The organism is Sphingomonas panacisoli, from assembly GCF_007859635.1.
In the GTDB taxonomy this organism is placed as follows: domain Bacteria; phylum Pseudomonadota; class Alphaproteobacteria; order Sphingomonadales; family Sphingomonadaceae; genus Sphingomonas; species Sphingomonas panacisoli.
Map to the genome: position 1 here is coordinate 1,924,668 of NZ_CP042306.1, position 21,933 is coordinate 1,946,600.

Consider the following 21,933-nt stretch of genomic DNA (forward strand, 5'->3'; position numbering starts at 1 on the left):
GCTGATCGTCGGCATTTTGATCGATCGGCGACGCAAAGCGCGCCGGACCTGGGGACCGGAAAAACATGCAACTTTCTTCACGCCTTCGCGCGCAGCTTTTGCTTGGCGGCGCCTTGCTGGCGATGACCGCCACGCCCGCGCTCGCACAGACCGCCCCGGCTCCGGCAGCGGCGCCGCAGGATCAGCCCGCACCCGATGATAATGCCGGCGCCGGCCTCGCCGACATTGTCGTCACCGCGACGAAGGTGCAGACCAACCTGCAGAAGACGCCGATCTCGATCAGCGTGCTCAGCACCGAATCGCTGACCGATCGCCACGTGCAGAGCCTGTTCAACCTCGCCGACGGCACCGTGCCGTCGCTGCGCATCGCGACGTTCGAAGCGCGTCAGTCCGCGCTGACCATCGGTATCCGCGGTATCGTTCCCTACGACCAGAACCAGACGGCCCGCGACGGCGGCGTCAGCGTCTATATCGACGGCGTCGCTCTCGGTAAGACTCAGGGCCTCAACGCAGCGCTGTTCGACATCGAGCGCATCGAAGTGCTGAAGGGTCCGCAGGGCACCCTGTTCGGCCGGAACACCGAAGGCGGCGCACTGTCGCTGGTGACCAAGGCGCCGACGGGCGAATGGGGCGGCAACCTGACCGCCGGCCTCGGCAATTACGGCAGCCGCAACGCCAACATCAACATCAACCTGCCCGAGTTCATGGGCTTCTCGTTCAAGTTCGATGGGGTGTACCAGCATCAGGACGCGACGGTGAAGGATCCGCTGACGGGTTCGACCGGCTGGAACTATTACGATCGCAAGGGCGGCCGCGCCGCCGCTCGTTGGAAGCCGTTCGCCGGCTTCACCGCCGACTTCGCGTATGATTATGCGAAGGACGACAATACGCCGCAGTACAGCCAGCTGCTGAGCTACAACCCGAACAAGTATCTCGTCGGCACCTACACCAATCCGCAGACCGGCGTGGTCGGTACGTCGTTGTTCGTGCCGGGCACGGGCGCCGCGACGCCGATCGCGTGCGGCGGCACCATCACCGCCGCCCAGGCAGCGGCCGGTCGCCCCATCTGCGTCGCCCCGCTCGCGCCGTTGGTGAAGGTTCATACAGGTCGCCAGACCGTCGCCGACATCGGCGTGCCGCAGCAGCCCAGCGTGGACATCACGCACGGCTTCTCGGCCAACCTGAAATACACTGCGGCCCCTTGGCTCGAACTACGCTCGATCACCGCATGGCGCGGCGTTTCGACCGATCAGTGGGATAACTCGGGCGGCGCCAACCGCAGCACGTTCGCACCGAACGCGACCTTCAGCCGCTACAGCCTGTCGTTCCTGCGCCAGCACCAGTTCAGCCAGGAATTTCAGGCGGTCGGCAGCTCCGGCGGGTTCAGCTACGTCGTGGGTGCGTACTATTATACCGAACGCGCGACCGAATATGCCGCGACCCCGCTGAGCAACCTGTGGAACGCGGACGGCTCGGCTTACACCATCCGTAGCCCGATCCCCGGACCGGGCACGATCACCGGCGCGAATTCGGGCTATCAGCAGTATGACGCGTCGTGCGCCAACAACCTGGCGGCGGTCGTTCCGCAATTCGCGAACAGCTGCCAATTCATCACCCGCGCCAGCGAGGCGTTCGACCACAACTACTCTATCTTCGGCAACCTGACGTACACGCCGGAAGGCGCGGACTGGCTGCACGTCACGGCCGGCGGGCGCTGGACCAAGGACAAGCGTCGCGGTCAGCTCTACGTGGTGAACAACCGCGCGGACATCAATCCGCTCAGTGCGACGGTGAACAGTGTCGCGGCGCCGTTCCGTTTCTCTAACAGCATCAGCCGCTTCGACCCGATGGTGAACATCGCGATCGACGCGTCGGACGATATCCATCTCTACGCCAAGTACGCGACCGGCTTCCGCGCCGGCGGCGCCAACGACCGTTCGCAGAGCTTCAACTCGTTCGGTCCGGAAGCGGTCAAGTCGTACGAAGTCGGCGCAAAGATGGAGTTCCTGGATCGCAAGGTTCGCCTGAACCTGGCGGGATACATCATGAACCGCAGCAACACGCAGTTCGACTTCGACTTGTTCGATACCACCGCAACCAGCCCGACCAACGGCGCGCATATCGAGCAGACCCAGAATGCGGGCCAGAGCAAGATCCGCGGCGTCGAAGCCGATCTGACGATCCGTCCGATCCCCGAGCTGACGCTGACGGCGTCGTACGCCTATACTTACTGGAAGGCGCCGTCGGCGGTGAACTCGATCACCGGCGGGCTGCCGCAGCAGCTGTACATCGTCTACACGCCGAACAACGCGGCGTCGGGCTCGATCGACTATGAGGTGCCGATTGCGGGCGGCGACACGAAGGTTCGCTTCCACCTCGACGCCAACTATGCGAGCAGCCAGTACAGTTTCCAGCTCGAACCGACCAAGACCGACCCGAGCTTCGTCGTCAACGGCCGCGTCGCACTGACCGACGTCAAGGTGAGCGACACGAACAAGGTGACCCTGGCGTTCTGGGTGCGCAACCTGTTCGACCGCACCTACGTCTATCGCCGTTCGGCCGCGAACTCGTCGCCGGTGCTCAACTATAACGGCACCACGCTGGTTTCGACCAACTATGGCGGCATCCTGGGCGACTACGGCAACCTCAACCCGCCGCGGACCTGGGGTTTCGAGCTCAGCGCGAAGTTCTGATCCCCCAGATCGGAACCAAAAGGGGGAAAGGCGGCTACCGAGAGGTGGCCGCCTTTTTTCGCAGCTGGCGAGACGGATTAACAAAGCTAATTCGCACGCCAGCTAGCACGGCCGACGGCGCAGAGCGCCGGTCGACGACGCGGCTTTGCCGCGGCGCTGCGCGAGATGGCGCGCGCAAGCAGCAGTATATTTGAGATGTCGTAGCGCCGCGGCAAAGCCGCGTCGTCGGACGGCGCCTGCAGCGCCGCCGGCCGCGCTTGATGCTGGGCGGACTAGCTTCGCTAGCCCGTCTCACCATCTGCGCGATGGTGGGCGCGACAGGGATTGAACCTGTGACCCCACCCGTGTGAAGGGTGTGCTCTACCGCTGAGCTACGCGCCCGATCCGTTCGGGAGCGGCGCGTCTAGGCGAGCGCGCCGCACCTGTCCAGCCGATTAGTTGACCGAGTCCTTCAGTCCCTTGCCGGCCTTGAACTTCGGCTGAGTCGATGCCTTGATCGTCATCGGCTCGCCGGTCCGCGGGTTGCGGCCGGTCGATGCCTTGCGCTTCGACACGGAGAAGGTGCCGAACCCGACCAGGCGGACTTCGTCACCCTTTTTCAGCGCGCCGCCGATCACGTCGAACACCGCTTCGACCGCCTTCGATGCGTCGCCTTTGCTGAGGCCCGCCGTATCGGCAACCGCAGCGATCAGCTCTTGTTTGTTCATGGGACTCGAAACCCCCGTTTTGAGTTTGTGTCGGTAATGAGACTCGCCGCACCGGCGGACGGCGCAGTAAGGCGATTGCCCTTGTGGGAGTCAAACGTTTCCGCCGCAAATCCAATCCCGTCCGGGGAATTTGCGGCGGATCGTTACGTCATCGGATCAATGGTGCATTTCGCCGGCGGGTGCGATCGGCGCGGGCGGTTGCGCCGCCAGCTCGTCGGCCTCGGTCCAGTCGATCGCTTCGAGCGGCCCGGTCAGCGCAAGCCGCAGGACTTCGTCGACATGCTCGACCGGCACGATCTTCAGGCCTTCCTTGATGTTGGCCGGAATCTCGGCGAGATCCTTCTCGTTCTCCTTCGGGATCAGCACGGTTTCGATCCCGCCGCGCAACGCCGCGAGCAGCTTTTCCTTCAGCCCGCCGATCGGCAGCACGCGACCCCGCAACGTGACCTCGCCGGTCATCGCCACCTCGCGCCGCACCGGCACGCCGGTCAGCGTCGAGACGATCGACGTCACCAGGCCCACCCCCGCCGACGGCCCGTCCTTGGGCACCGCGCCTTCCGGCAAGTGGACGTGGATGTCCTTGCGCGCGAACAGGCTCGGCTTGATGCCGTAGGACGGCGAGCGCGCCTTGATGAAGCTCATCGCCGTTTCCGCCGACTCCTTCATGACGTCGCCGAGCTTGCCCGTTAGCTTGATCGCGCCCTTCCCCGGCACCGTCACGCTTTCGATCGTCAGCAACTCGCCGCCGACCTCGGTCCAGGCGAGCCCGGTGACCGCGCCGATCTGATGCTCGGTCTCCGACAGGCCGTGGCGATACTTCTGCACGCCGGCGAACTCATGGAGGTTGTCGGGCGTGATCGTCACGCTCTCGGTCTTGCCCTCGAGGATCTGGCGCAACGCCTTGCGGGCGAGCTTGGCGATCTCGCGTTCGAGCGTGCGGACGCCGGCTTCACGCGTGTACTTCTGAATCAGCGCGCGCAGGCCCTCGTTCGTCAGCGTGAACTCGCCGTCCTTCAGCCCGTGCGCCTCGACCTGCTTCGCGATCAGGTGCCGCTCCGCGATCTCGACCTTCTCGTCCTCGGTGTACCCCTCGAGCCGGATGATCTCCATGCGGTCGAGCAACGGCTGCGGCAGGTTCAGCGTGTTCGCCGTGGTCACGAACATCACGTCCGACAGGTCGATGTCGATCTCGAGATAGTGATCGTTGAACTTGTTGTTCTGTTCGGGGTCGAGCACCTCGAGCAACGCCGAGGCCGGATCGCCGCGGAAATCCTGGCCGAGCTTGTCGATCTCGTCGAGCAGGAACAGCGGGTTCGACGCACCAGCCTTCTTCAGGTTGGTTACGATCTTACCCGGCAGCGAGCCGATATAGGTGCGGCGATGGCCGCGGATTTCGGCCTCGTCGCGCACGCCGCCCAGCGACTGGCGGATGAACTCGCGCCCCGTCGCCTTGGCGATCGACTTGCCGAGAGAGGTCTTGCCGACGCCCGGAGGCCCGACGAGGCACAGGATCGGCCCCTTCAGCTTGTTGGTCCGCGCTTGCACCGCGAGATACTCGACGATCCGGTCCTTGACCTTTTCAAGCGCGTAATGGTCCTCGTCGAGCACCGCCTGCGCCGCGGCGATATCTTTCTTCAGCTTCGACTTCTTGCCCCACGGCAGACCGAGCAGCACGTCGAGATAGTTGCGCACGACGGTCGCTTCGGCCGACATCGGCGCCATCGTCTTGAGCTTCTTGAGCTCGGCGGTCGCCTTGGTCCGCGCTTCCTTCGACAGCTTGAGCGTCGCGATCTTCTGGGTCAGCTCGGCGATTTCGTCGCCATCGCCTTCCTCACCCTCGTTGCCGAGTTCGCGCTGGATCGCTTTCAGCTGTTCGTTGAGATAATATTCGCGCTGGGTTTTTTCCATTTGGCGCTTCACGCGCGATTTAATCTTTTTCTCGACTTGTAGAACGCCGAGCTCGCCTTCCATGAACGCGTAGACCATTTCCAGCCGCTTCGACTGGTCGAGTTCGACCAATAGCGCCTGTTTGTCGGCGACCTTGATCGCGATGTTGCCCGCGATCGAGTCGGCGAGGCGCGACGCCTCCTCGATCTCGCTCATCTGCACCGCGGTTTCGGCGGGCAGCTTGCGGTTGAGCTTGGAATAATTCTCGAACTGCTCGACCACCGAGCGCATCAGCGCGGCGATCTCGACGCCCTGGGCGGGCTCCTCGTCGATCCGCTCGATATCGGCGGTCAGATGGTCGCCGACACCGGTCAATTCCGTCAGTGTGGCGCGCGACTTCCCTTCGACCAGCACGCGAACCGTGCCGTCGGGGAGCTTCAACAGCTGCAGGATCGTCGCGATGACGCCCATGTCGTACAGATCGTCGCGACCGGGATCGTCCTGGCCGGGATCGAGTTGCGCCACGAGGAAAATCTCTTTGTCGGCGGCCATCGCGGTTTCCAGCGCGGCAACCGACTTGTCGCGGCCGACGAACAGCGGCACGATCATGTGCGGAAAAACGACAATGTCGCGCAGCGGCAATACGGGGAAGGATTGGGTCATGAACACTCCGACGGCGTCCGATCGGGACGCATTTGACCCTTTATATGGGAATGGTGAGCGAAGCATCAATCGCCGGGGACGTTTCGGCATAGCGTTGTTGGGGATAAGCGCGGTGCTGGCGGCGGCTGCCAGCGCGGCGACCCTGCCCAAAAAGGGCGAGCCCGCGCTCAGCGTTCAGACCCAGCGATCGGGCGGGCCGATCGATCCCGACCAGGCCAAACTGCAGTTCGACACCGCCGATCTGTCGTTCGAAGTGCTGCCGGACACGCAGCAGGTGAAGGGGCTAGCGGTGCTGGGCTTCACCGCCAAGGCGCCGCTCGACAAGTTGGTGATCGACCTCGACCGCAATCTCGGCCCTGGCGCGGTGACGATCGACGGCAAGCGGTTGGCGGCGAGTGCCTACGCCAATCCCGACGGACGGCTGACCATCACGCTCCCCCGCACGTACGCCGCCGGCGAGCGCGTTACGGCCACCATGGCGTTCGGCGGCACGCCGCACGTCGCGGTCAACCCGCCTTGGGACGACGGCATGGTCTGGTCCAAGACCAAAGACGGCCGCCCCTGGATCGCCTCGACGACCGAAGGTACCGGCTGCGACATCCTCTGGCCCTGCCTCGACTATCCCACGGGCGAACCGGGCAAGGTCGCGCTCCACATTACGGTACCGAAGGGCTTGAAGGCGCCGGCGAACGGCCTGTTCAAGGGAATGGACACGCTCCCCGACGGCCGGACGCGGTGGAACTGGGAGGTCAAGCACCCCAACACTTATGCGATCTCGCTGACCATCGCGCCGTATGAGGTGATCGAAGGCAATTACAAAAGCCGGTTCGGCAATACGATCCCGATGTTCTACTGGTATCTGCCGGGCGAGGAAGTGCGGGCGAAGATGCTGTTCGCCGAATTCGCCCCGACGCTCGATTTCTACGAAGCCAATGTCGGCCCCTATCCGTTTGGTGACGAGAAGGTCGGCGTGGTCGAAACGCCGCACCTCGGCATGGAGCACCAGACGATCAACGCGTACGGCAACGGCTATCGAAAGGCACCCGAAGGCTTCGACTGGCTGTTCCACCACGAATTCGGTCACGAATGGTTCGGCAACCAGATGACCGCCGCCAATTGGGACGATTACTGGCTGCACGAAGGCTATGGCGAATACATGCAGCCCGCCTACGGCCTGTGGCGCGAAGGCTATGCCCGCTACGCGACGATGATGGACAAGAAGCGGAACATGGTCGTCAACGCCGTTCCCATCGTCCGCGACCGCGTGGTGACCGAGGAAGAGGTCTACGAGCCGGCCAAAGGTGGGCCGGGCCAGGACATCTACAATAAGGGCGCGTGGATCCTGCACACGCTGCGCTGGCTGATCGGCGAGAAGGACTTCTGGGACGTGACCCGGCTGGAGGTTTATGGGCGGGTCGATCCCAAGCCCGGTAATTTCGCCCCGCGTTACGGCTCGACGCGTGAGTATCAGGCCTTCGTGAAGAAGGTGACGGGGAAAGATTACGACTGGTTCTTCGATGTCTACCTCCGCCGCGCGGCTTTGCCCGAGCTGATCGAGGCGCGGAGCGGCGACAAACTGACGCTGTTGTGGCTCACGCCCGACAACCTCCCCTTCCCGATGCCGATCGAGGTCATGATCGGCGACAAAATCATGAAGGTGGCGATGACCGACGGCACCGCGACGATCGACGCGCCCGCCGACGCGCGCGTGCTGGTCGATCCGTACGCACGCGTGCTGCGTCGGTCGAAAGCGGTCGAGGATTATCAGGCAGGACAGGCGAAACCGCGGTAGAAGAGCAGGATGCTGCACTATTTCCCCAACGAACCCGTCGGCCTACCCGGCATGGCGGTGATCATGCTCGGCTTCCTGGCATTCTTCATCGCGCTGCTGGCGGCCCGGGCCCGGGTCGCGCGACTGCCCGCGGCACCGCTGTCGCAAAGCGCGCCGATCACGCGATTGTGGATCGTCGTGCAGGGGCTCGGGATCGGCGCGGCGGGGTTCGGCCCGGTCCATGTCGCGCTCGATCCCATGTCGGGAGCGGCGATCGTCGAGGCGGTCGTCGTCGGTCTGCTGATGGGCGGCGCGGTCGGGCTGTTCAACGCGTCGTCGCGGGCGATGGGGAAAAATTGGGCGGTGGTCGCGCAGACGCGAAGCGACCACGTGCTTGTCCAGAACGGACCGTTCAAGCACATCCGCAATCCGATCTATGTCGCGCTCGGCCTGTTCATGGTCGCGATGGCGATCGCGTTCGGACACTGGCGCAACCTGATCGTCGCGGTGCCGCTCTACGTGATCGGCACGTGGATGCGGGTCATGCGCGAGGAAGCCCTGCTAAGGACCCAGTTCGGCGCGGCGTATGACGATTATGCGGCGCGGGTGAAGCGCTTCGTGCCGGGACTGTTCTAGAAGCCGAATTCCTTCCCGTAGAAGCTCTTGATGTCGAACCAGACCGTGTGCTTCGCGCCGGTATTGGGATCGACCCCTTCCAACACGTCGTAAGGATGTCCCTTTTCCTCGACCAAGGACTGCATGTCGACGCGCAGCCCTAGCTTGCGCATGATCGCATATTCCTCGGCGACGCTCTTCACCTTGTAGGCGGTTTCGCGGGATTCGCCGACGATGGCGGGTGCCGGTGTGGCGGTCGGCGCGGGCGTCGGGGTCTGGTCCTGAGCCTGGTCGGCAGTGACCGCCAGCGAAGCGAGAAGGAGAAGCGTCAGCATTTCGCCAGCTTATCCGCGGTCGCCGAACCGTCAATCGGCGGCGCGCAGCATCGACCAGAATTTGGGGCCGCCTTTGGGGACGTGCCATTCGCCCGTCACGGCAAAGCCCAGCGACTGGTAGAGCGCGACGTTGCTCTCGGTCGCGGTCTCCAGATAGGCGGGCACGCCATCGGCGGCTGCGCGGGCCAGGCCGTCGCGGATCGATGCGCCGCCCAGCCCCTTGCCCTGTTGCGACGGATCGACGCCGGCGATGTGGAGATACCAGTGCCGCTCGGGCGGAGCGTGAGCATCCAGCGCATCGCCGACGCGCATCGCGCGCGGGAGGGCGAAGCCCAGCGCGCCGACCAGCGGGATGGCCTGGCGCAGCAAGTCCATCGTCGACGCCTGCGGTGTCCCCGGCCGCTGCCACAGGGTCGCCGCCTGAGCGTCGCCGGTGACGAGCCGCAGCCCTGGTGCATCGGCATCGAACAGCAACGCGAACAGCCGCGGCAGCCGCTTTGCCCGGTCGCGCGGATCGGGGAAAATGTAGCTCATCGCCGGGTCGTTCGCGAACGCGCGCGCCAGCATCGCGGCGACGGCGGTGCGATCGTCCGGTGTAGCCTCGCGGATCACGCGGCCTGACAGCCCTTGGCCTTCAGGATGCGCTGGGTCGATGCCGGATGCCGTTCGAGGAAATGCTTCGGACGGATCGGCCGTTGCACGAAATTGCCGCCGCAGTTCGGACAGACCCCGCCGAGCACGCCGTCCACGCAGTCCGCGCAGAAGGTGCACTCGAACGTGCAGATCCGCGCGTCCTGGCTATCCGGCGGCAGATCCCGGTCGCAGCATTCGCAATTGGGCCGCAGGTCGAGCATCGTCCCTCCCCGCTTCCGACCGATCAGGCGGCGTCGCCCGCCTTTTCCTTCTTGGCATAGACGCGGATCGGATCCTTGGTCCCGTTGACCACGTCCTTGTCGATCATCACCTCGTCGACGCCGTCCATGCCGGGCAGGTCGAACATCGTGTCGAGCAGGATGCCCTCCAGGATCGACCGCAACCCGCGTGCACCGGTCTTGCGCTCGATGCCCTTGCGGGCGACCGTGATCAACGCGTCGTCGGTGAAGCCGAGCTTGACCTCCTCCATGTCGAACAGCTTCTGATACTGTTTGACCAGCGCGTTCTTCGGTTCGGACAGGATCTTGACCAACGCGGTCTCGTCGAGGTCCTCAAGCGTCGCGATCACCGGCAGGCGGCCGACGAATTCGGGGATCAGGCCGAACTTCAGCAGATCCTCGGGCTCGACCGACTTCAGCGTTTCGCCGGTGCGGCGTTCGTCCGGCCCGGCGACATGCGCGCCGAAGCCGATCGACTTGCCCTGCAGGCGGTCGCCGATGATCTTTTCGAGGCCACTGAAAGCGCCGCCGCAGATGAACAGGATGTTGGTCGTGTCGACCTGCAGGAATTCCTGCTGCGGATGCTTGCGGCCGCCCTGCGGCGGAACGCTCGCGGTGGTGCCTTCCATCAGCTTGAGCAGCGCCTGTTGCACGCCCTCACCCGACACGTCGCGCGTGATCGAGGGATTCTCGGCCTTGCGGCTGATCTTGTCGATTTCGTCGATATAGACGATCCCGCGCTGCGCCCGCTCGACGTTATAGTCGGACGCCTGGAGCAGCTTGAGGATGATGTTCTCGACGTCCTCGCCGACGTAGCCCGCTTCGGTCAGCGTCGTCGCGTCGGCCATCGTGAACGGCACGTCGAGGATGCGCGCCAGCGTCTGCGCGAGAAGCGTCTTGCCGCACCCGGTCGGACCGACCAGCAGGATGTTCGACTTGGCGAGCTCGACATCTGCACCCTTCGCGCCATGGTTGAGCCGCTTGTAATGATTGTGCACCGCCACCGACAGCACGCGCTTGGCACGGCGCTGGCCGATCACGTAATCGTCGAGAACGTCGCAGATTTCCTGCGGCGTGGGCACGCCGCCGTCCTTCTTCGAGACCAGCGCCGACTTCGTTTCCTCGCGGATGATGTCGTTGCACAGTTCGACGCACTCGTCGCAGATGAACACGGTCGGGCCGGCGATAAGCTTGCGCACTTCGTGCTGCGACTTGCCGCAGAACGAGCAATAGAGCGTGCTTTTCGAATCGCCGCCGCTGAGTTTCGTCATTCAAACTTTCCTTCGCCCCAATGGGGGCTTGAGCGTCGGGAGTGTAACCCGACGCTCTCGATTACCACAATGACCAAAATAAGACGTTTACGACGTTCTCAATTTGGCTTGGCTCACGCCGTGGGCGACGCGTCGTCCGCGACCGCCGGACGCTTGTCGAACACCTCGTCGACCAGACCGAACGCCTTGGCTTCCTCGGCCTCGAGGAAGTTGTCGCGGTCCATCGACTTCTCGATCACCTCGATCGGCTGGCCGGTATATTTCGCATACAGCGTGTTCATCCGATGCCGGATGCGCAGGATTTCCTTGGCCTGGATCTCGATGTCCGACGCCATGCCCTGCGCACCGCCCGACGGCTGGTGGATCATGATCCGCGCGTTAGTGAGCGCGACGCGCATGCCGGGCTCGCCGGCCGCCAGCAGGAAGCTGCCCATCGAGGCGGCCTGGCCGATGCACACCGTGCCGACGCGCGGGCGGATGTATTGCATCGTGTCGTGGACAGCCATGCCCGCCGTGACGACGCCGCCCGGCGAGTTGATGTACATGAAGATGTCCTTCTTCGGGTTCTCGGACTCGAGGAAGAGCAACTGCGCGGTGATCAGCGAGGCCATATGGTCCTCGACCGGGCCGACGACGAAGATGATCCGCTCGCGCAGCAGCCGCGAGTAGATGTCGAAGCTTCGCTCGCCGCGGTTCGACTGTTCGATGACGATCGGCACCAGGCCGCCGGTCACGGGGTCGATCTGAAAGCCCGGAGGCGTGAAATTGCCGGTGTCGAACGGATTGATCATGGGGAGTCTCGTGGTCCTTATGCCCTTGGCTGAGCCCTACATCGGCGCTCGGCTGGCGGGGCGCAAGGGGGTGGCGTGGTGAACGGCGGCGCTAAGTTGACACGAAGTTTACACTAGCGACGTCGTTCCCGCCGCCGCTGCGCTCGTCCCGAAAACTCCCTGATTTCGCCGGACGCACGAAGATGCGAAGCAACGCTGACAGGCGAAATCCTACATTGCCAGCGTTATCTTGCGCGGCGGCGGGCAACGGCCCAGATTGGCGGCGAAGGGGAGCGATCATGAGCACAGTGCTGGTCACCGGTGGGTCGGGGTTCGTCGGCGGACACGTCATCCTGCAATTGCTGGAAGCAGGCCATACGGTGCGGACGACCGTGCGCAACCTGTCCAAGGAAGCGGCGGTGCGCGAGGCGCTGACCAAGGCGGGCGCGACCAACCTCGACAAATTGAGCTTTTTCGCCGCCGATCTGGAAAAGGACGACGGCTGGGCGGAGGCGGTCGCGGGCTGCGACTATGTCCAGCACGTCGCGTCCCCTTTCCCGATCGCGCAGCCCAAGGACGAGATGGAGCTGATCCGCCCCGCGGTCGATGGCACGCTGCGCGTTCTGCGCGCGGCGCGCGACGCCGGCGTGAAGCGTGTCGTCCAGACGTCGAGCTTCGCGGCGGTCGGCTGTGGCCACGGTCATCGCGATACACCGTATGACGAGACCGACTGGACCGACGTCAACGGCGAGGCGGTGCAGCCCTATATGAAATCCAAGACGCTGGCCGAGCGATCGGCGTGGGAGTTCGTGACCGACGAGGGCAAGGGGATGGAGCTGGCCGTGGTCAATCCGGTCGGCATCTTCGGCCCGGCGCTCAACGGCGACCTGTCGACCTCGATCGAGCTGGTGAAGCGGATGCTTGAGGGCAAATTGCCCGGTGCACCACGGCTATATCTGGGTGCGGTCGACGTGCGCGACGTGGCGGGCATGCAGGTCAAGGCGATGACCGACCCGGCCGCCGCGGGCCAGCGCTTCCTCGCGACGGCCGGCGGCGTGTTGTCGATGGCCGACATGGCGGACATCCTGCGCGCGGGCATGGGCGAAAAAGCGGCCAAGGCGAAGTTCCGCGAACTGCCCGATTGGCTGGTCAAGCTGGTCGCGATCTTCAACCCGCTGGCGCGCGAGGCAGTACCGCGGCTGGGGATCAAGGGCGAAGCGAGCAACGCCAAGGCGCGCGACCTGCTGGGGTGGAAGTTCCGGTCCAACGAGGAATCGATCGTCGCGAGCGGGGAGAGTCTGATCCGGTTGGGAATCGTGCAGCCGTCCTAATAGTCGTGCTCCGGCGCAGGCCGGAGCGTTGGAAATCGCAGCGAATGGTTGCCAACGCTCCGGCCTTCGCCGGAGCACAGGAGATGCTAGTGACCGACGATAACGCACCTTGGCACGCGCATGTCTATTACGACGCTGGCGAGCGTCCGGTGGCGGAGGAGTTGCGCGGGCAGTTCGAGCGGATGGCCGCGGATGCGCCGATCCTGTTCGTCGGCAGCATGGTCGACCGCCCGGTCGGCCCGCACCCGATCCCGCAGTTCGAAATCCACTTTCCCGAGAGCGCGAGGGGTGAGGTTACGGCAGCGATCGAGCCGACCGGCTTGCGCGCGCTGATCCATCCGCTGACCGACGACGACCTCGCCGATCATACCAGCCTCGCGCGCTGGATCGGGGAGCCGCTCGACCTCGACGTCACCGTGCTCGACCCGCCCGGGATGAACCAGGGCGTCGCGCGGTTCGGGAAGAGCGATTTCTAGGCGCCAGGCGCCTTATGCGCCAAATACGCCAGCCGCCGCATCTCGCGCCGTCCCCGCACCACGGTATCCAGGATCAGCCCCGCAAAGAAACACAATGCCGCCAGGATGATCAACCCGGTCGCCAGGATCGCCGTCGGAAAGCGCGGGACGAGTGAGGTCTGCAGGTACGTGACCACCAGCGGGATCGCGAGGATCACCGCGAGCGCCGCCAGCAGCGCACCGATCCAGCCGAAGAACAGTAGCGGCCGCTCGATGCGGTAGAGCACCGCGATCGTCTTCGCGATGCGCCAGCCGTCGCTATAGGTGCTGAGCTTCGATACCGACCCCTCGGGTCGCGCGAAGTAACGCGTTTCGACCTCGCCGACCGGCATGCGCAGTTCGAGCGCATGGACGCTGATCTCGGTCTCGATCTCGAACCCGCCCGACAGCACCGGGAAACTCTTCACGAAGCGGCGCGAGAAGACGCGGTAGCCGGAGAAAATGTCGGTGAAACTGCGCCCGAACAGCCCCGCGAGCAGCCCGGTCATCGCGCGATTGCCCATCACATGCCCGCGACGATACGCGTCGGCGGCTTCGTGGATGCGCGTGCCGACGACCATGTCGAGCTGTTCGTCGGCAAGCCGCGCGATCATCGCGGGCGCGGCCTCGGCATCGTAGGTCGCATCGCCGTCGGCCATGACGTAGATGTCGGCGTCGATATCGGCGAACATGCGGCGGACGACGTTACCCTTGCCCTGCATCCGTTCGGTGCGGACGATCGCGCCCGCATTCTGCGCGACCTCAAGGGTGCGGTCGGTCGAATTGTTATCGTAGACGTAGATGACGGCGCCGGGCAGCGCGGCGCGGAACCCCGCGACCGTCTGCGCGATCGCGGCTTCCTCGTTATAGCAGGGCAGCAGGACTGCGATGCGTGGTTCGGTCGTCACTCACATCCCCCGTCGTCACCCCGGCCTTGTGCCGGGGTCCACCGGGCGGCCAAGCGAGAAGCAAGAGCTTCCTGACCTATAGTTTGCGGCACCGTGGACCCCGGCACAAGGCCGGGGTGACGGGTCTGCTTACTTCTTCGCCGGCGCCTTCTTCGCGGCGGGCTTCTTGGCGGGTTCGGCCTTCGCGGCCGGGGCGGCCTTGGTCGCGGCCTTCTTCACCGGCTCGGCAGCCTTCGCCTTGGCGTCGGGCGCGGCAGGTTCGACGTCCGCCTTCTCGACCTTCTTCGCCTTGGCCGGCTTGGCGTCGTCGGCCTTCGCCTCGGTCTTCTTGGCCGCGGTCTTCTTCGCCGCCTTGGGCTTGTGGTTGTCGTGGTCGTGATGATGCGTGCCGGTCGCGAAGCCGTCCTCGCTCTCGATCGCTTCCTCAAGCTGCTCGCGCGTCACTTCGCGATCCTTGATGTCGGCCTTCTCGAACAGGAAATCGACGACCTTGTCCTCATAGAGCGGGGCGCGCAGCTGGGCGGCGGCCATCGGCTCCTGCTGGATGTACTGGACGAAGCGCTGCTGATCCTCCGGGCCGTATTGCTGCGCGGCCTGCGCGATCAGGCGGTTCATTTCCTGGCTGGTGACTTCGATGCCATTGGCCTGGCCGATTTCCGACAGGAGCAGACCGAGCCGCACGCGGCGCTCGGCGATCGCCTGATAATCGCCCTTCTCCGCTTCCATTTCCTTGAGCGCGGCCTCGGGATCGGGCTCGTGGGTCGCTTCGTGCTTCAGCTGTTCCCAGATCTGCGCGAATTCGGCCTCGACCATCGACGGCGGAACCGGGAAGTCATGGCCCGCGGCGAGCTGATCGAGCAGCTTGCGCTTCATGTGCGTGCGCGTGAGGCCGTTGAGCTCCTGCTCGACCTGGCCCTTGAGCAAGCCCTTGAGCTGCTCGAGGTCCTTGAGGCCCAGCGACGTCGCCAGCGCGTCGTCGATCTTGGTCTCGCCCGCGGTCTGCACCGACTTGGCGGTCAGATCGAACGTGGCGGGCTTTCCGGCCAAATCCTTGGCGCCGTAATCGTCCGGGAAGGTGACCTTGATCTGCTTCTCGTCGCCCGCCTTCATGCCGACGACCTGCTCCTCGAAGCCGGGGATCAGGCGGCCACCGCCGATTTCCACCGCCATGTCGGTGCCGGTGCCGCCGTCGAACGCGACGCCGTCGGCGGTCTTGCCGACGAAATCGACCGTGACGAGGTCGCCCTGCTTGGCCTTGTAGCCGTCCTTGGTGTCGTTCCACGACTTCTGCTGGTCGGCGAACTTCTGGAGCTGCGCCTGAACCGCGTCGTCGTTGGCCGGGACCGTCAGACGCTCGAGCTTGAGCTTGTCGATCGCCGGGGTCGGGACGTCGGGCAGGATTTCCAGCTCGACCTTCAGCTCGGCGTCCTTGCCGGCTTCATATTCGTTTTCGAGGCTGACCGAGGGCTGCATCGCGGGACGCAGCTTGTTGCTCGCGATCAGGTTCTGGATGCCGTCCTGGATCGCCGAGTTCAGCGCGTCCTGCGCCAGCGCCGGGCCGTGCATCTTGCGGATCAGGTTCGCCGGCACCTTGCCCGGGCGAAAGCCCGGCATGCGGATCTGCGGCGCGACCTTCTTGACCTCGGCGTCGACCTTGGCGTCGATTTCCTTGGCGGTGATCGTCAGCGCATAGGCGCGCTTGAGGCCCTCGTTCAACGTCTCGACAGTCTTCATTTTCGGCCTTTATCGTAAGAAAAGATGGTCGGTGTCGTCCCCCGTTCGTCACGGGGACTGGTGCGGGCGAAGGGACTCGAACCCCCACATCTTGCGATACTGGAACCTAAATCCAGCGCGTCTACCAGTTCCGCCACGCCCGCTTGGGACACCGCCGGTCGGCGGCGTCTATAGCAAGTGTCGGGTCAGGAGCAACCCGCCACGCGCAACTGCGTTGATGACGGTGAAAGGAGCCATTCATGGCCACCCAGCCGCCCCCCGAATTGCCGCCCCAGCCCAGCCAGCCGCTGACCCCCGACGGTCCGCCGCCGGAAATCAGCCCACCGACCCCGGACATCGACATCCCCGCCCCCGGCGAACAGCCGACCGGGCCGGCGAACCCCAGCTAAGGAGAACGACCATGGCCGATCCCAACAAACACCCCGACAGCACGCCCGAAACCGCGGACAAGAACCGCGAGGATATCGAGCAGGCGACCGAGAATAACGACGACGCTGAGCGCGGAGAGACCCGCAACCAGGACGCCGACGCGCAATAGTCGGTTAGTTGGCCCCTCCCGTCAGATCGACGATGCGATCGCGCTCGTAGCGCATGACGCCCGGCATCGCCGGCATGCGGCCGATGTTCACGCCGTAGTAATTCGGCAACTTGCCGATCGGGCGGAACTTGGCCTGGACGATTTTCGCCGATGACAACCGTGCGTCGAGCGCCGCCGTTGCCGGTGACAGGATGGGACCGTCGTCGGCGAACGGCGCCGATGAATCCCCCCTCGGGCCGTTTCACGTTCGTCCGCGCGACCAGCATCCCGAGATCGACGACTTCGCCCGCTTTGGCGACGAAGGCGACGCTGCCCATACAATAGCAACCGCCCATCGCCGCGCCGTTCGGCATCACCGATAGCGGACCGTAAATACGATATTCGCCCGGCGTCAGCTCCTGGAGGTAGGTCGATAGCCCGCCGTCGGCCTTGGCGAACCGGTTCAACGGACCCAGTGGCACCCCGGTAAGCAACGGGAACGGCGTGAACTCGAAATTGGCCTCGGTGGGCTCGACCGGCTTGTCGGGCAGCGGCTGCCGCTGCGCGCCTTCCGACAGGCTCTTGTTGTATTTGACCGCGCTGTCATATTCCTTCTGTTTCTTCAGATACTTGGCGTGAGCCTTGACCAAGGCGTCGGCGCGCATCTTGTCGTAGTTGGCCTGGTCCTCGGCGCTCGGCACCTTCATCAGATAGAGCGGCACGGCGACGTTCGAGCGCAGCATGACGTACGCCATGGACGGCGAGATCGCGACGGGTCCCGGCTTGTCCTTGATGGTGGTGGTCGTGACGAACACGACATCCTTGTTCTTGGCAAACGCCGGCGCGGCAAGAAGCAGCGCGGCGAATATTGTAGTCAGCGGCTTGATCACAGGCCCAGATCCTTCCCCTGGAGCGTGCCCGACGACGCGACCAACGCCTGTTGCATCAGATAACGATGACGCTTTTCCTCGTTCACGCTGCCGAGCCCTTCCTCGAAGTTGAAGTCGTCCCACAGCGACTTGGGCAGGCCGTAACGGGCATACCCCTTGAAGTTCATGCACGTCCGCATGTTGACGCGTCGCGCCCGGCGCTTTTCGGCCGAGCCGAAGATCGCCACCGCCATCGCGTTGCCGATGGCGCCTCCCACCGCACCGGCCAGCGTGGCGGCGTAGGGGTATGGGACCTGCTGATAGGTAACCCCGCTTTGCAGGCCGCGCGCATAACCGTCGCACTCGGCGATGTCAGCGTAGGCGGTAGCGAAGTCGGTATCCGCCCGACGGAACGTGTAATATTTGTCGAAATCCCCGGCTTCGGTTCCGTCCGACTTGTAGTCGAGCTTGGGCATCTTGACCGATGCCGCATCGGCGTTGGTGACGGTGGATGCGCCGAACGGCGACGCACTGTCGGCGATATAGGTCGGCGCGCCCTGCGCCAGCGCCTGCGTGGCGCACAACAACGGTGCCGCGACCGCGGCAAATCGATACACTTTCATGCAACCCCCTATTTGGCCGCCGCGAATCACCGCGACGGCGGGATCAGCGTATCGCGCCCGCGGCCACGAGCAAGAGGCTAACGATTAGAACTACTTCACCCGCCGCGCCGACACGATGCGGACCGGCGCGACCGGTACCTCACCCTTGAACGCCCCCCGGATCGAACCCGTCTTCGACACCGGTGCGTCGAAGATCTTGAGCACGACGTCCATGCCCTCGACGACATGGCCGAACGCGGCATAGCCGGCATTGTCGCCGGGCTTGGACGGGTCGGCGTCCATCGACGGGCGCTGGTCGCCCAGCATAATCGTGAAGTCGCCGCGCGCGGTGCCGGGCCTGAGACGCGGGGTCGACAGCGTGCCGTCGAGGTGTTGGATCCCGGTCAGCGTGGTCGGCTCGTGCTTGATCGGCGGCAGCGTCTTGGCCGGGTCGCCGTTGGTGCCGAACTGGACGAAGCCGAAGCGCGTATCGACCTTCACCACACGATAGAAGGTGATGCCGTCGAGCCGTTTCTGATCGACATAGCGCAGGAAATTGCCCGAGCTGATCGGCGCGCGCTTTGTGTCGGCCTCGACCACGAAGCGGCCCGCCGTGGTTTCGATCGCGACGCGCGGGAGCGGCGGGCCAGCGGGGGTTGCTGCGGGCGATGGGGTCGGGGCTGGCGCTGGCGCTGGTGCGGGCGTCGTTTGGGCGAGGAGCGGCGCAGCTACCAGCGCTCCCAAGACCGCGATGAATTTCCGCATTTCACTGCCTCCTCATCTCGTCACCCCGGCCTTGAGCCGGGGTCCCGCTTGACCCCGACGTAGCAAGAAGCGGGACCCCGGCTCAAGGCCGGGGTGACGGTAGGATGTTCAGCCCAGCGCCTTCTTGAGCAGTTCGTTGACCACCGCGGGGTTTGCCTTGCCCTGCATCGCTTTCATCGTCTGGCCGACGAAGAAACCGAACAAAGCTTCCTTGCCGCCGCGATACTGTTCGAGCTGGCCGGGGTTCTTCGCCAGCACGTCGGCGATCACCGCCTCGATCGCGCCGGTGTCCGACGTCTGTTTGAGCCCACGTTCCTCGACGATCTTGCCGGGCGCATCGCCGGTTTCGAGCATCACCTCGAACACCTGCTTGGCGAGGCTGCCCGATAGCGTGCCGTCGGCGACCAGCGCCAGCAGCTCGGCAGCCTGGCCCGGCCCGACCGGCGATTCGGCGATGTCCTTGCCGATGCGGTTGAGCGCGCCGAACAACTCCGACGACACCCAGTTGGCCGCCGCGACCGGCTTCGCGCCCTGATCGAGCAAGGCGTCGAACCAGCGCGCGGTCTCGACCTCGGCGGTCAGCACGTTCGCCTGATACGGCGTGATCCCCAGCCCTTCGTAGCGCGCGCGTTTGGCGTCGGGCAGTTCGGGCAAGCTCGCCTTGCACTCCGCCAGGAACGCATCGTCGAGTTCGAGCGGGAGCAGATCGGGATCGGGGAAGTAACGGTAATCGTGCGCATCCTCCTTCGACCGCATCGACCGCGTCGTGCCGGTGTCGGGATTGAACAGCCGCGTTTCCTGGACGATCTTGCCGCCGCCTTCGAGCACGTCGACCTGGCGCGACGCCTCGTGCTCGATCGCCTGCATGACGAAGCGGATCGAGTTGACGTTCTTGGTCTCGGTCCGCGTCCCGAAATCGCCGCCCGGACGGCGCACCGACACGTTGACGTCGGCGCGCATCGAGCCCTGGTCCATGTTGCCGTCGCACGACCCGACATAGCGCAGGATCGAGCGCAGCTTGGTGAGGTACGCCCCGGCCTCCGCCGGCGAGCGCATGTCTGGGCGGCTGACGATCTCCATCAGCGCGACGCCGGAGCGGTTGAGATCGACGTACGACCGCGTCGGATGCTGGTCGTGCATCAGCTTGCCGGCGTCCTGCTCGACATGGATGCGCTCGACCCCGATCGTCTTGGTCGGGCTTTCCTCGCCCTCCAATTCGATCTCGACGGATCCCTCGCCCACCAGCGGATGGTAGAGCTGACTGATCTGATAACCCTGCGGCAGATCGGCGTAGAAGTAATTTTTCCGGTCGAACCGCGACCATTTGTTGATGTGCGCGTCGATTGCCATGCCGGTGCGCACCGCCTGGCGGATGCATTCCCGGTTGGGGACGGGGAGCATGCCGGGCATCGCGGCGTCGACCAGCGAGACTTGCGTGTTGGGCTCTGCGCCAAACGCGGTTGCGGCGCCGGAGAAGAGTTTGGCGTTCGAGGTGACCTGGGCGTGGACCTCCAGCCCGATGATCACTTCCCACTCGCCGGTGGCGCCGTGGACGCGGTACGAGGACGGGGCGGCTTTGCTCAGAACGTCGGTCATGAGGTCCATTAGACGCGACGGTCCCGACGCATCAAGCATCCCGTGCTCCGGCGCAGGCCGGAGCCTAGGAGGCTGATACCACTAACCGCCAACGCTCCGGCCTTCGCCGGAGCACAGTAGCCGTTAAGCCGTGGCTTCCTGATCGAACAGCGAAAAACCACGCGGCAGGCGGCGTGGGCGAGCGCGACCCTGGATCAGGCTGTCGACCGCGGCGATGGCGTCGATCAGGTCGGCTGGGCTATACGGCTTGGCCAGGCAGCCGCGCGCGAACGCTCTGCCCCCTTCGGGACAATCGCCCGTGCAGAAGATCACTGGCACGCCGCGCGCGTGCGCCTGTCTTGCGAGATCGATGCCGTTGCCGTCGGCCAGGCTGACATCGGCGAGCACCAGGTGAACGTCGGCATTGGCATCGAGCACGGCGATCGCGTCGGCGACCTTGTCGACCGTCGCCACGACCTCGAACCCTTCTTCGGTCAGGGCATATTCGTTGTCGAACGCGATGAGGGGCTCGTCCTCGCAGACCAGGAGCCGCGTGATCGTCCTTTTGCGTCGTCCGAACACCATTGCTGTCATCCCTTGCCCGCGGATCGTTTCGCCCGCGCGTCGTTACGCTGCCGTCGCTTAACGCTCGGCAACGAGTCCGGGTGCAAATAATAAGCCCACCCCGGACAAAACGGTATATTGGCGCGACCATGCCCAACGCCAAGAAGCCTGAAGACCAGCGAATCGCAAAATTATTGGCTCGTGCCGGCGTCGCGTCGCGGCGCGAGGTCGAGCGGATGATCGCGGAGGGGCGCGTGGCGCTGAACGGCGTGGTGCTGGAGACGCCGGCGACGATCCTGACCTCGCTGGACGGCGTGACGGTCGACGGCAATCCGGTCGCGGCGCCGACCGCGGCGCGGCTGTTCATCTATCACAAGCCGAGTGGATTGCTGGTGACCGAGCGCGATCCCGGCGGGCGGCCGACGATCTACGATCGCCTGCTCAAGACGCTGCCGCGCGTGGTGCCGGTGGGGCGGCTCGATCTCAATACCGAGGGGTTGTTGTTGCTGACCACCGACGGCGGGCTGAAGCGGCAGCTGGAGTTGCCCGCGACGGGGGTCGAACGCGCCTATCGTGCGCGGGCGTACGGCAACGTCACGCAGCAGCAGCTCGAGGATCTGATCGAAGGCGTCGAGATCGAGGGCGTGCGCTACGGGTCGATTGACGCCAACCTGGAGCGGCGGACGGGCGCGAACGTGTGGATCGAAATGGTCCTGACCGAAGGCAAGAACCGCGAAGTGCGCCGCGTGCTGGAACATCTCGGGCTGAAGGTCAGCCGGCTGATCCGCACGCGCTACGGACCGTTCGTGCTGGGCGACCTGCCGGTCGGCGCGGTGGGCGAAGTGCGCCCGCACGACGTCGAATCGTTCCGCGCCAACCCGACGCGCAAGGATTTGCCGCAGCCGGCGCGGGTGCGCGACCAGGGCGTGATGCCGGTCGCGGCGCGCGCCGCTGCCCCCAAACGCGAGCCCGAGCGGCCCACCTCGCGGC

General features: G+C 65.1%; 19 protein-coding genes, 2 tRNA genes and 1 pseudogene. 6 read left to right on the top strand and 16 right to left on the bottom strand.

Translation table 11 applies throughout. The features are described from left to right. Window positions 1-65 precede the first annotated feature (65 nt). Window positions 66-2,693: a TonB-dependent receptor gene (locus FPZ24_RS09835; protein ID WP_146571541.1), complete on the top strand. Its 2,628-nt coding sequence runs from the start codon at window positions 66-68 to the stop codon at window positions 2,691-2,693. Between the two features lie 306 nt (window positions 2,694-2,999). Here FPZ24_RS09835 and FPZ24_RS09840 read toward each other — a convergent pair. The 3 genes from FPZ24_RS09840 to lon all read right to left on the bottom strand — a co-directional run bounded on the left by FPZ24_RS09840 (window position 3,000) and on the right by lon (window position 5,950). Continuing rightward, window positions 3,000-3,074 (bottom strand) — tRNA-Val (locus FPZ24_RS09840). A gap of 53 nt (window positions 3,075-3,127) precedes the next feature. Then, complete coding sequence (locus FPZ24_RS09845) at window positions 3,128-3,400, bottom strand: HU family DNA-binding protein (protein ID WP_146571543.1); 273 nt, start codon at window positions 3,398-3,400, stop codon at window positions 3,128-3,130. A gap of 156 nt (window positions 3,401-3,556) precedes the next feature. After that, window positions 3,557-5,950, bottom strand: coding sequence for an endopeptidase La (lon, locus tag FPZ24_RS09850; RefSeq protein WP_146571545.1), 2,394 nt, complete (start codon window positions 5,948-5,950; stop codon window positions 3,557-3,559). A gap of 112 nt (window positions 5,951-6,062) precedes the next feature. On the opposite strand from lon, the gene FPZ24_RS09855 reads away from it, so the two are divergent. Beyond that, window positions 6,063-7,742 (top strand): M1 family metallopeptidase, encoded by a 1,680-nt coding sequence (locus FPZ24_RS09855; protein ID WP_240047407.1) that lies wholly within the window; start codon window positions 6,063-6,065, stop codon window positions 7,740-7,742. A gap of 9 nt (window positions 7,743-7,751) precedes the next feature. Continuing rightward, entirely contained in the window at window positions 7,752-8,357 is a 606-nt protein-coding gene (locus FPZ24_RS09860; RefSeq protein ID WP_146571550.1) for a methyltransferase family protein, read from the top strand. Here FPZ24_RS09860 and FPZ24_RS09865 read toward each other — a convergent pair. The 5 genes from FPZ24_RS09865 to clpP all read right to left on the bottom strand — a co-directional run bounded on the left by FPZ24_RS09865 (window position 8,354) and on the right by clpP (window position 11,605). After that, window positions 8,354-8,671: a hypothetical protein gene (locus FPZ24_RS09865; protein ID WP_146571551.1), complete on the bottom strand. Its 318-nt coding sequence runs from the start codon at window positions 8,669-8,671 to the stop codon at window positions 8,354-8,356. The two genes, FPZ24_RS09860 and FPZ24_RS09865, sit on opposite strands and share 4 nt — an antisense overlap. 30 nt (window positions 8,672-8,701) lie before the next feature. Further along, window positions 8,702-9,283, bottom strand: a complete 582-nt coding sequence (locus tag FPZ24_RS09870; RefSeq protein WP_338061648.1) for a GNAT family N-acetyltransferase — start codon at window positions 9,281-9,283, stop codon at window positions 8,702-8,704. Next, complete coding sequence (locus FPZ24_RS09875; RefSeq protein ID WP_146571553.1) at window positions 9,280-9,525, bottom strand: DUF1272 domain-containing protein; 246 nt, start codon at window positions 9,523-9,525, stop codon at window positions 9,280-9,282. The genes FPZ24_RS09870 and FPZ24_RS09875 overlap by 4 nt, the downstream gene beginning before the upstream one ends. Window positions 9,526-9,548: 23 nt before the next feature. Beyond that, complete coding sequence (gene clpX / locus FPZ24_RS09880) at window positions 9,549-10,814, bottom strand: ATP-dependent Clp protease ATP-binding subunit ClpX (RefSeq protein WP_146571555.1); 1,266 nt, start codon at window positions 10,812-10,814, stop codon at window positions 9,549-9,551. 113 nt (window positions 10,815-10,927) lie between these two features. After that, window positions 10,928-11,605 carry an ATP-dependent Clp endopeptidase proteolytic subunit ClpP gene (gene clpP / locus FPZ24_RS09885; RefSeq protein WP_146571557.1) on the bottom strand — a complete coding sequence of 226 codons (678 nt, stop codon included), beginning with the start codon at window positions 11,603-11,605 and terminating at the stop codon, window positions 10,928-10,930. Between the two features lie 278 nt (window positions 11,606-11,883). On the opposite strand from clpP, the gene FPZ24_RS09890 reads away from it, so the two are divergent. Next, window positions 11,884-12,915, top strand: coding sequence for an SDR family oxidoreductase (locus FPZ24_RS09890; protein ID WP_146571559.1), 1,032 nt, complete (start codon window positions 11,884-11,886; stop codon window positions 12,913-12,915). Window positions 12,916-12,998: 83 nt separating this feature from the next. Next, entirely contained in the window at window positions 12,999-13,391 is a 393-nt protein-coding gene (locus FPZ24_RS09895; RefSeq protein WP_240047408.1) for a DOPA 4,5-dioxygenase family protein, read from the top strand. Here the strand turns inward: FPZ24_RS09895 and FPZ24_RS09900 are convergent. From FPZ24_RS09900 to FPZ24_RS09935, 8 genes are all read right to left on the bottom strand, one after another. Next, window positions 13,388-14,317 carry a glycosyltransferase family 2 protein gene (locus FPZ24_RS09900; RefSeq protein ID WP_146571563.1) on the bottom strand — a complete coding sequence of 310 codons (930 nt, stop codon included), beginning with the start codon at window positions 14,315-14,317 and terminating at the stop codon, window positions 13,388-13,390. The genes FPZ24_RS09895 and FPZ24_RS09900 overlap by 4 nt on opposite strands. A gap of 129 nt (window positions 14,318-14,446) precedes the next feature. Further along, on the bottom strand, window positions 14,447-16,051 hold the full coding sequence (tig, locus tag FPZ24_RS09905; protein ID WP_146571566.1) for a trigger factor: 1,605 nt from the start codon (window positions 16,049-16,051) through the stop codon (window positions 14,447-14,449). A 58-nt stretch (window positions 16,052-16,109) separates the two neighbouring features. Continuing rightward, a tRNA-Leu gene (locus FPZ24_RS09910) sits at window positions 16,110-16,194 on the bottom strand. Window positions 16,195-16,366: 172 nt separating this feature from the next. Further along, window positions 16,367-17,458 carry a hypothetical protein gene (locus tag FPZ24_RS09915; protein WP_240047409.1) on the bottom strand — a complete coding sequence of 364 codons (1,092 nt, stop codon included), beginning with the start codon at window positions 17,456-17,458 and terminating at the stop codon, window positions 16,367-16,369. Further along, window positions 17,455-18,060 (bottom strand): hypothetical protein, encoded by a 606-nt coding sequence (locus FPZ24_RS09920; protein WP_186728724.1) that lies wholly within the window; start codon window positions 18,058-18,060, stop codon window positions 17,455-17,457. The genes FPZ24_RS09915 and FPZ24_RS09920 overlap by 4 nt, the downstream gene beginning before the upstream one ends. A 90-nt stretch (window positions 18,061-18,150) precedes the next feature. Next, window positions 18,151-18,804 (bottom strand): peptidylprolyl isomerase, encoded by a 654-nt coding sequence (locus FPZ24_RS09925; RefSeq protein ID WP_146571568.1) that lies wholly within the window; start codon window positions 18,802-18,804, stop codon window positions 18,151-18,153. A gap of 108 nt (window positions 18,805-18,912) precedes the next feature. Further along, complete coding sequence (gatB, locus tag FPZ24_RS09930) at window positions 18,913-20,400, bottom strand: Asp-tRNA(Asn)/Glu-tRNA(Gln) amidotransferase subunit GatB (RefSeq protein ID WP_146571570.1); 1,488 nt, start codon at window positions 20,398-20,400, stop codon at window positions 18,913-18,915. 123 nt (window positions 20,401-20,523) lie between these two features. Beyond that, complete coding sequence (locus FPZ24_RS09935; RefSeq protein WP_146571572.1) at window positions 20,524-20,964, bottom strand: response regulator; 441 nt, start codon at window positions 20,962-20,964, stop codon at window positions 20,524-20,526. Between FPZ24_RS09935 and FPZ24_RS09940 the strand changes: the two are divergent. Then, window positions 20,964-21,815 (top strand): annotated as a pseudogene (locus FPZ24_RS09940) (pseudouridine synthase); the annotation flags it as partial. The gene FPZ24_RS09935 and the pseudogene FPZ24_RS09940 sit on opposite strands and share 1 nt — an antisense overlap. Between the last annotated feature and the right edge of the window lie 118 nt (window positions 21,816-21,933).

Coding starts and splice junctions, on each gene's coding strand:
- FPZ24_RS09865 (WP_146571551.1), bottom strand. CDS start 8,671: ATGCTGACGCTTCTCCTTCTCGCTTCGCTGGCGGTCACTGCCGACCAG.
- FPZ24_RS09895 (WP_240047408.1), top strand. CDS start 12,999: ATGCTAGTGACCGACGATAACGCACCTTGGCACGCGCATGTCTATTAC.
- FPZ24_RS09835 (WP_146571541.1), top strand. CDS start 66: ATGCAACTTTCTTCACGCCTTCGCGCGCAGCTTTTGCTTGGCGGCGCC.
- FPZ24_RS09925 (WP_146571568.1), bottom strand. CDS start 18,804: ATGCGGAAATTCATCGCGGTCTTGGGAGCGCTGGTAGCTGCGCCGCTC.
- tig (WP_146571566.1), bottom strand. CDS start 16,051: ATGAAGACTGTCGAGACGTTGAACGAGGGCCTCAAGCGCGCCTATGCG.
- FPZ24_RS09875 (WP_146571553.1), bottom strand. CDS start 9,525: ATGCTCGACCTGCGGCCCAATTGCGAATGCTGCGACCGGGATCTGCCG.
- FPZ24_RS09890 (WP_146571559.1), top strand. CDS start 11,884: ATGAGCACAGTGCTGGTCACCGGTGGGTCGGGGTTCGTCGGCGGACAC.
- clpX (WP_146571555.1), bottom strand. CDS start 10,814: ATGACGAAACTCAGCGGCGGCGATTCGAAAAGCACGCTCTATTGCTCG.
- clpP (WP_146571557.1), bottom strand. CDS start 11,605: ATGATCAATCCGTTCGACACCGGCAATTTCACGCCTCCGGGCTTTCAG.
- FPZ24_RS09935 (WP_146571572.1), bottom strand. CDS start 20,964: ATGGTGTTCGGACGACGCAAAAGGACGATCACGCGGCTCCTGGTCTGC.
- FPZ24_RS09860 (WP_146571550.1), top strand. CDS start 7,752: ATGCTGCACTATTTCCCCAACGAACCCGTCGGCCTACCCGGCATGGCG.
- gatB (WP_146571570.1), bottom strand. CDS start 20,400: ATGACCGACGTTCTGAGCAAAGCCGCCCCGTCCTCGTACCGCGTCCAC.
- lon (WP_146571545.1), bottom strand. CDS start 5,950: ATGACCCAATCCTTCCCCGTATTGCCGCTGCGCGACATTGTCGTTTTT.
- FPZ24_RS09920 (WP_186728724.1), bottom strand. CDS start 18,060: ATGAAAGTGTATCGATTTGCCGCGGTCGCGGCACCGTTGTTGTGCGCC.
- FPZ24_RS09845 (WP_146571543.1), bottom strand. CDS start 3,400: ATGAACAAACAAGAGCTGATCGCTGCGGTTGCCGATACGGCGGGCCTC.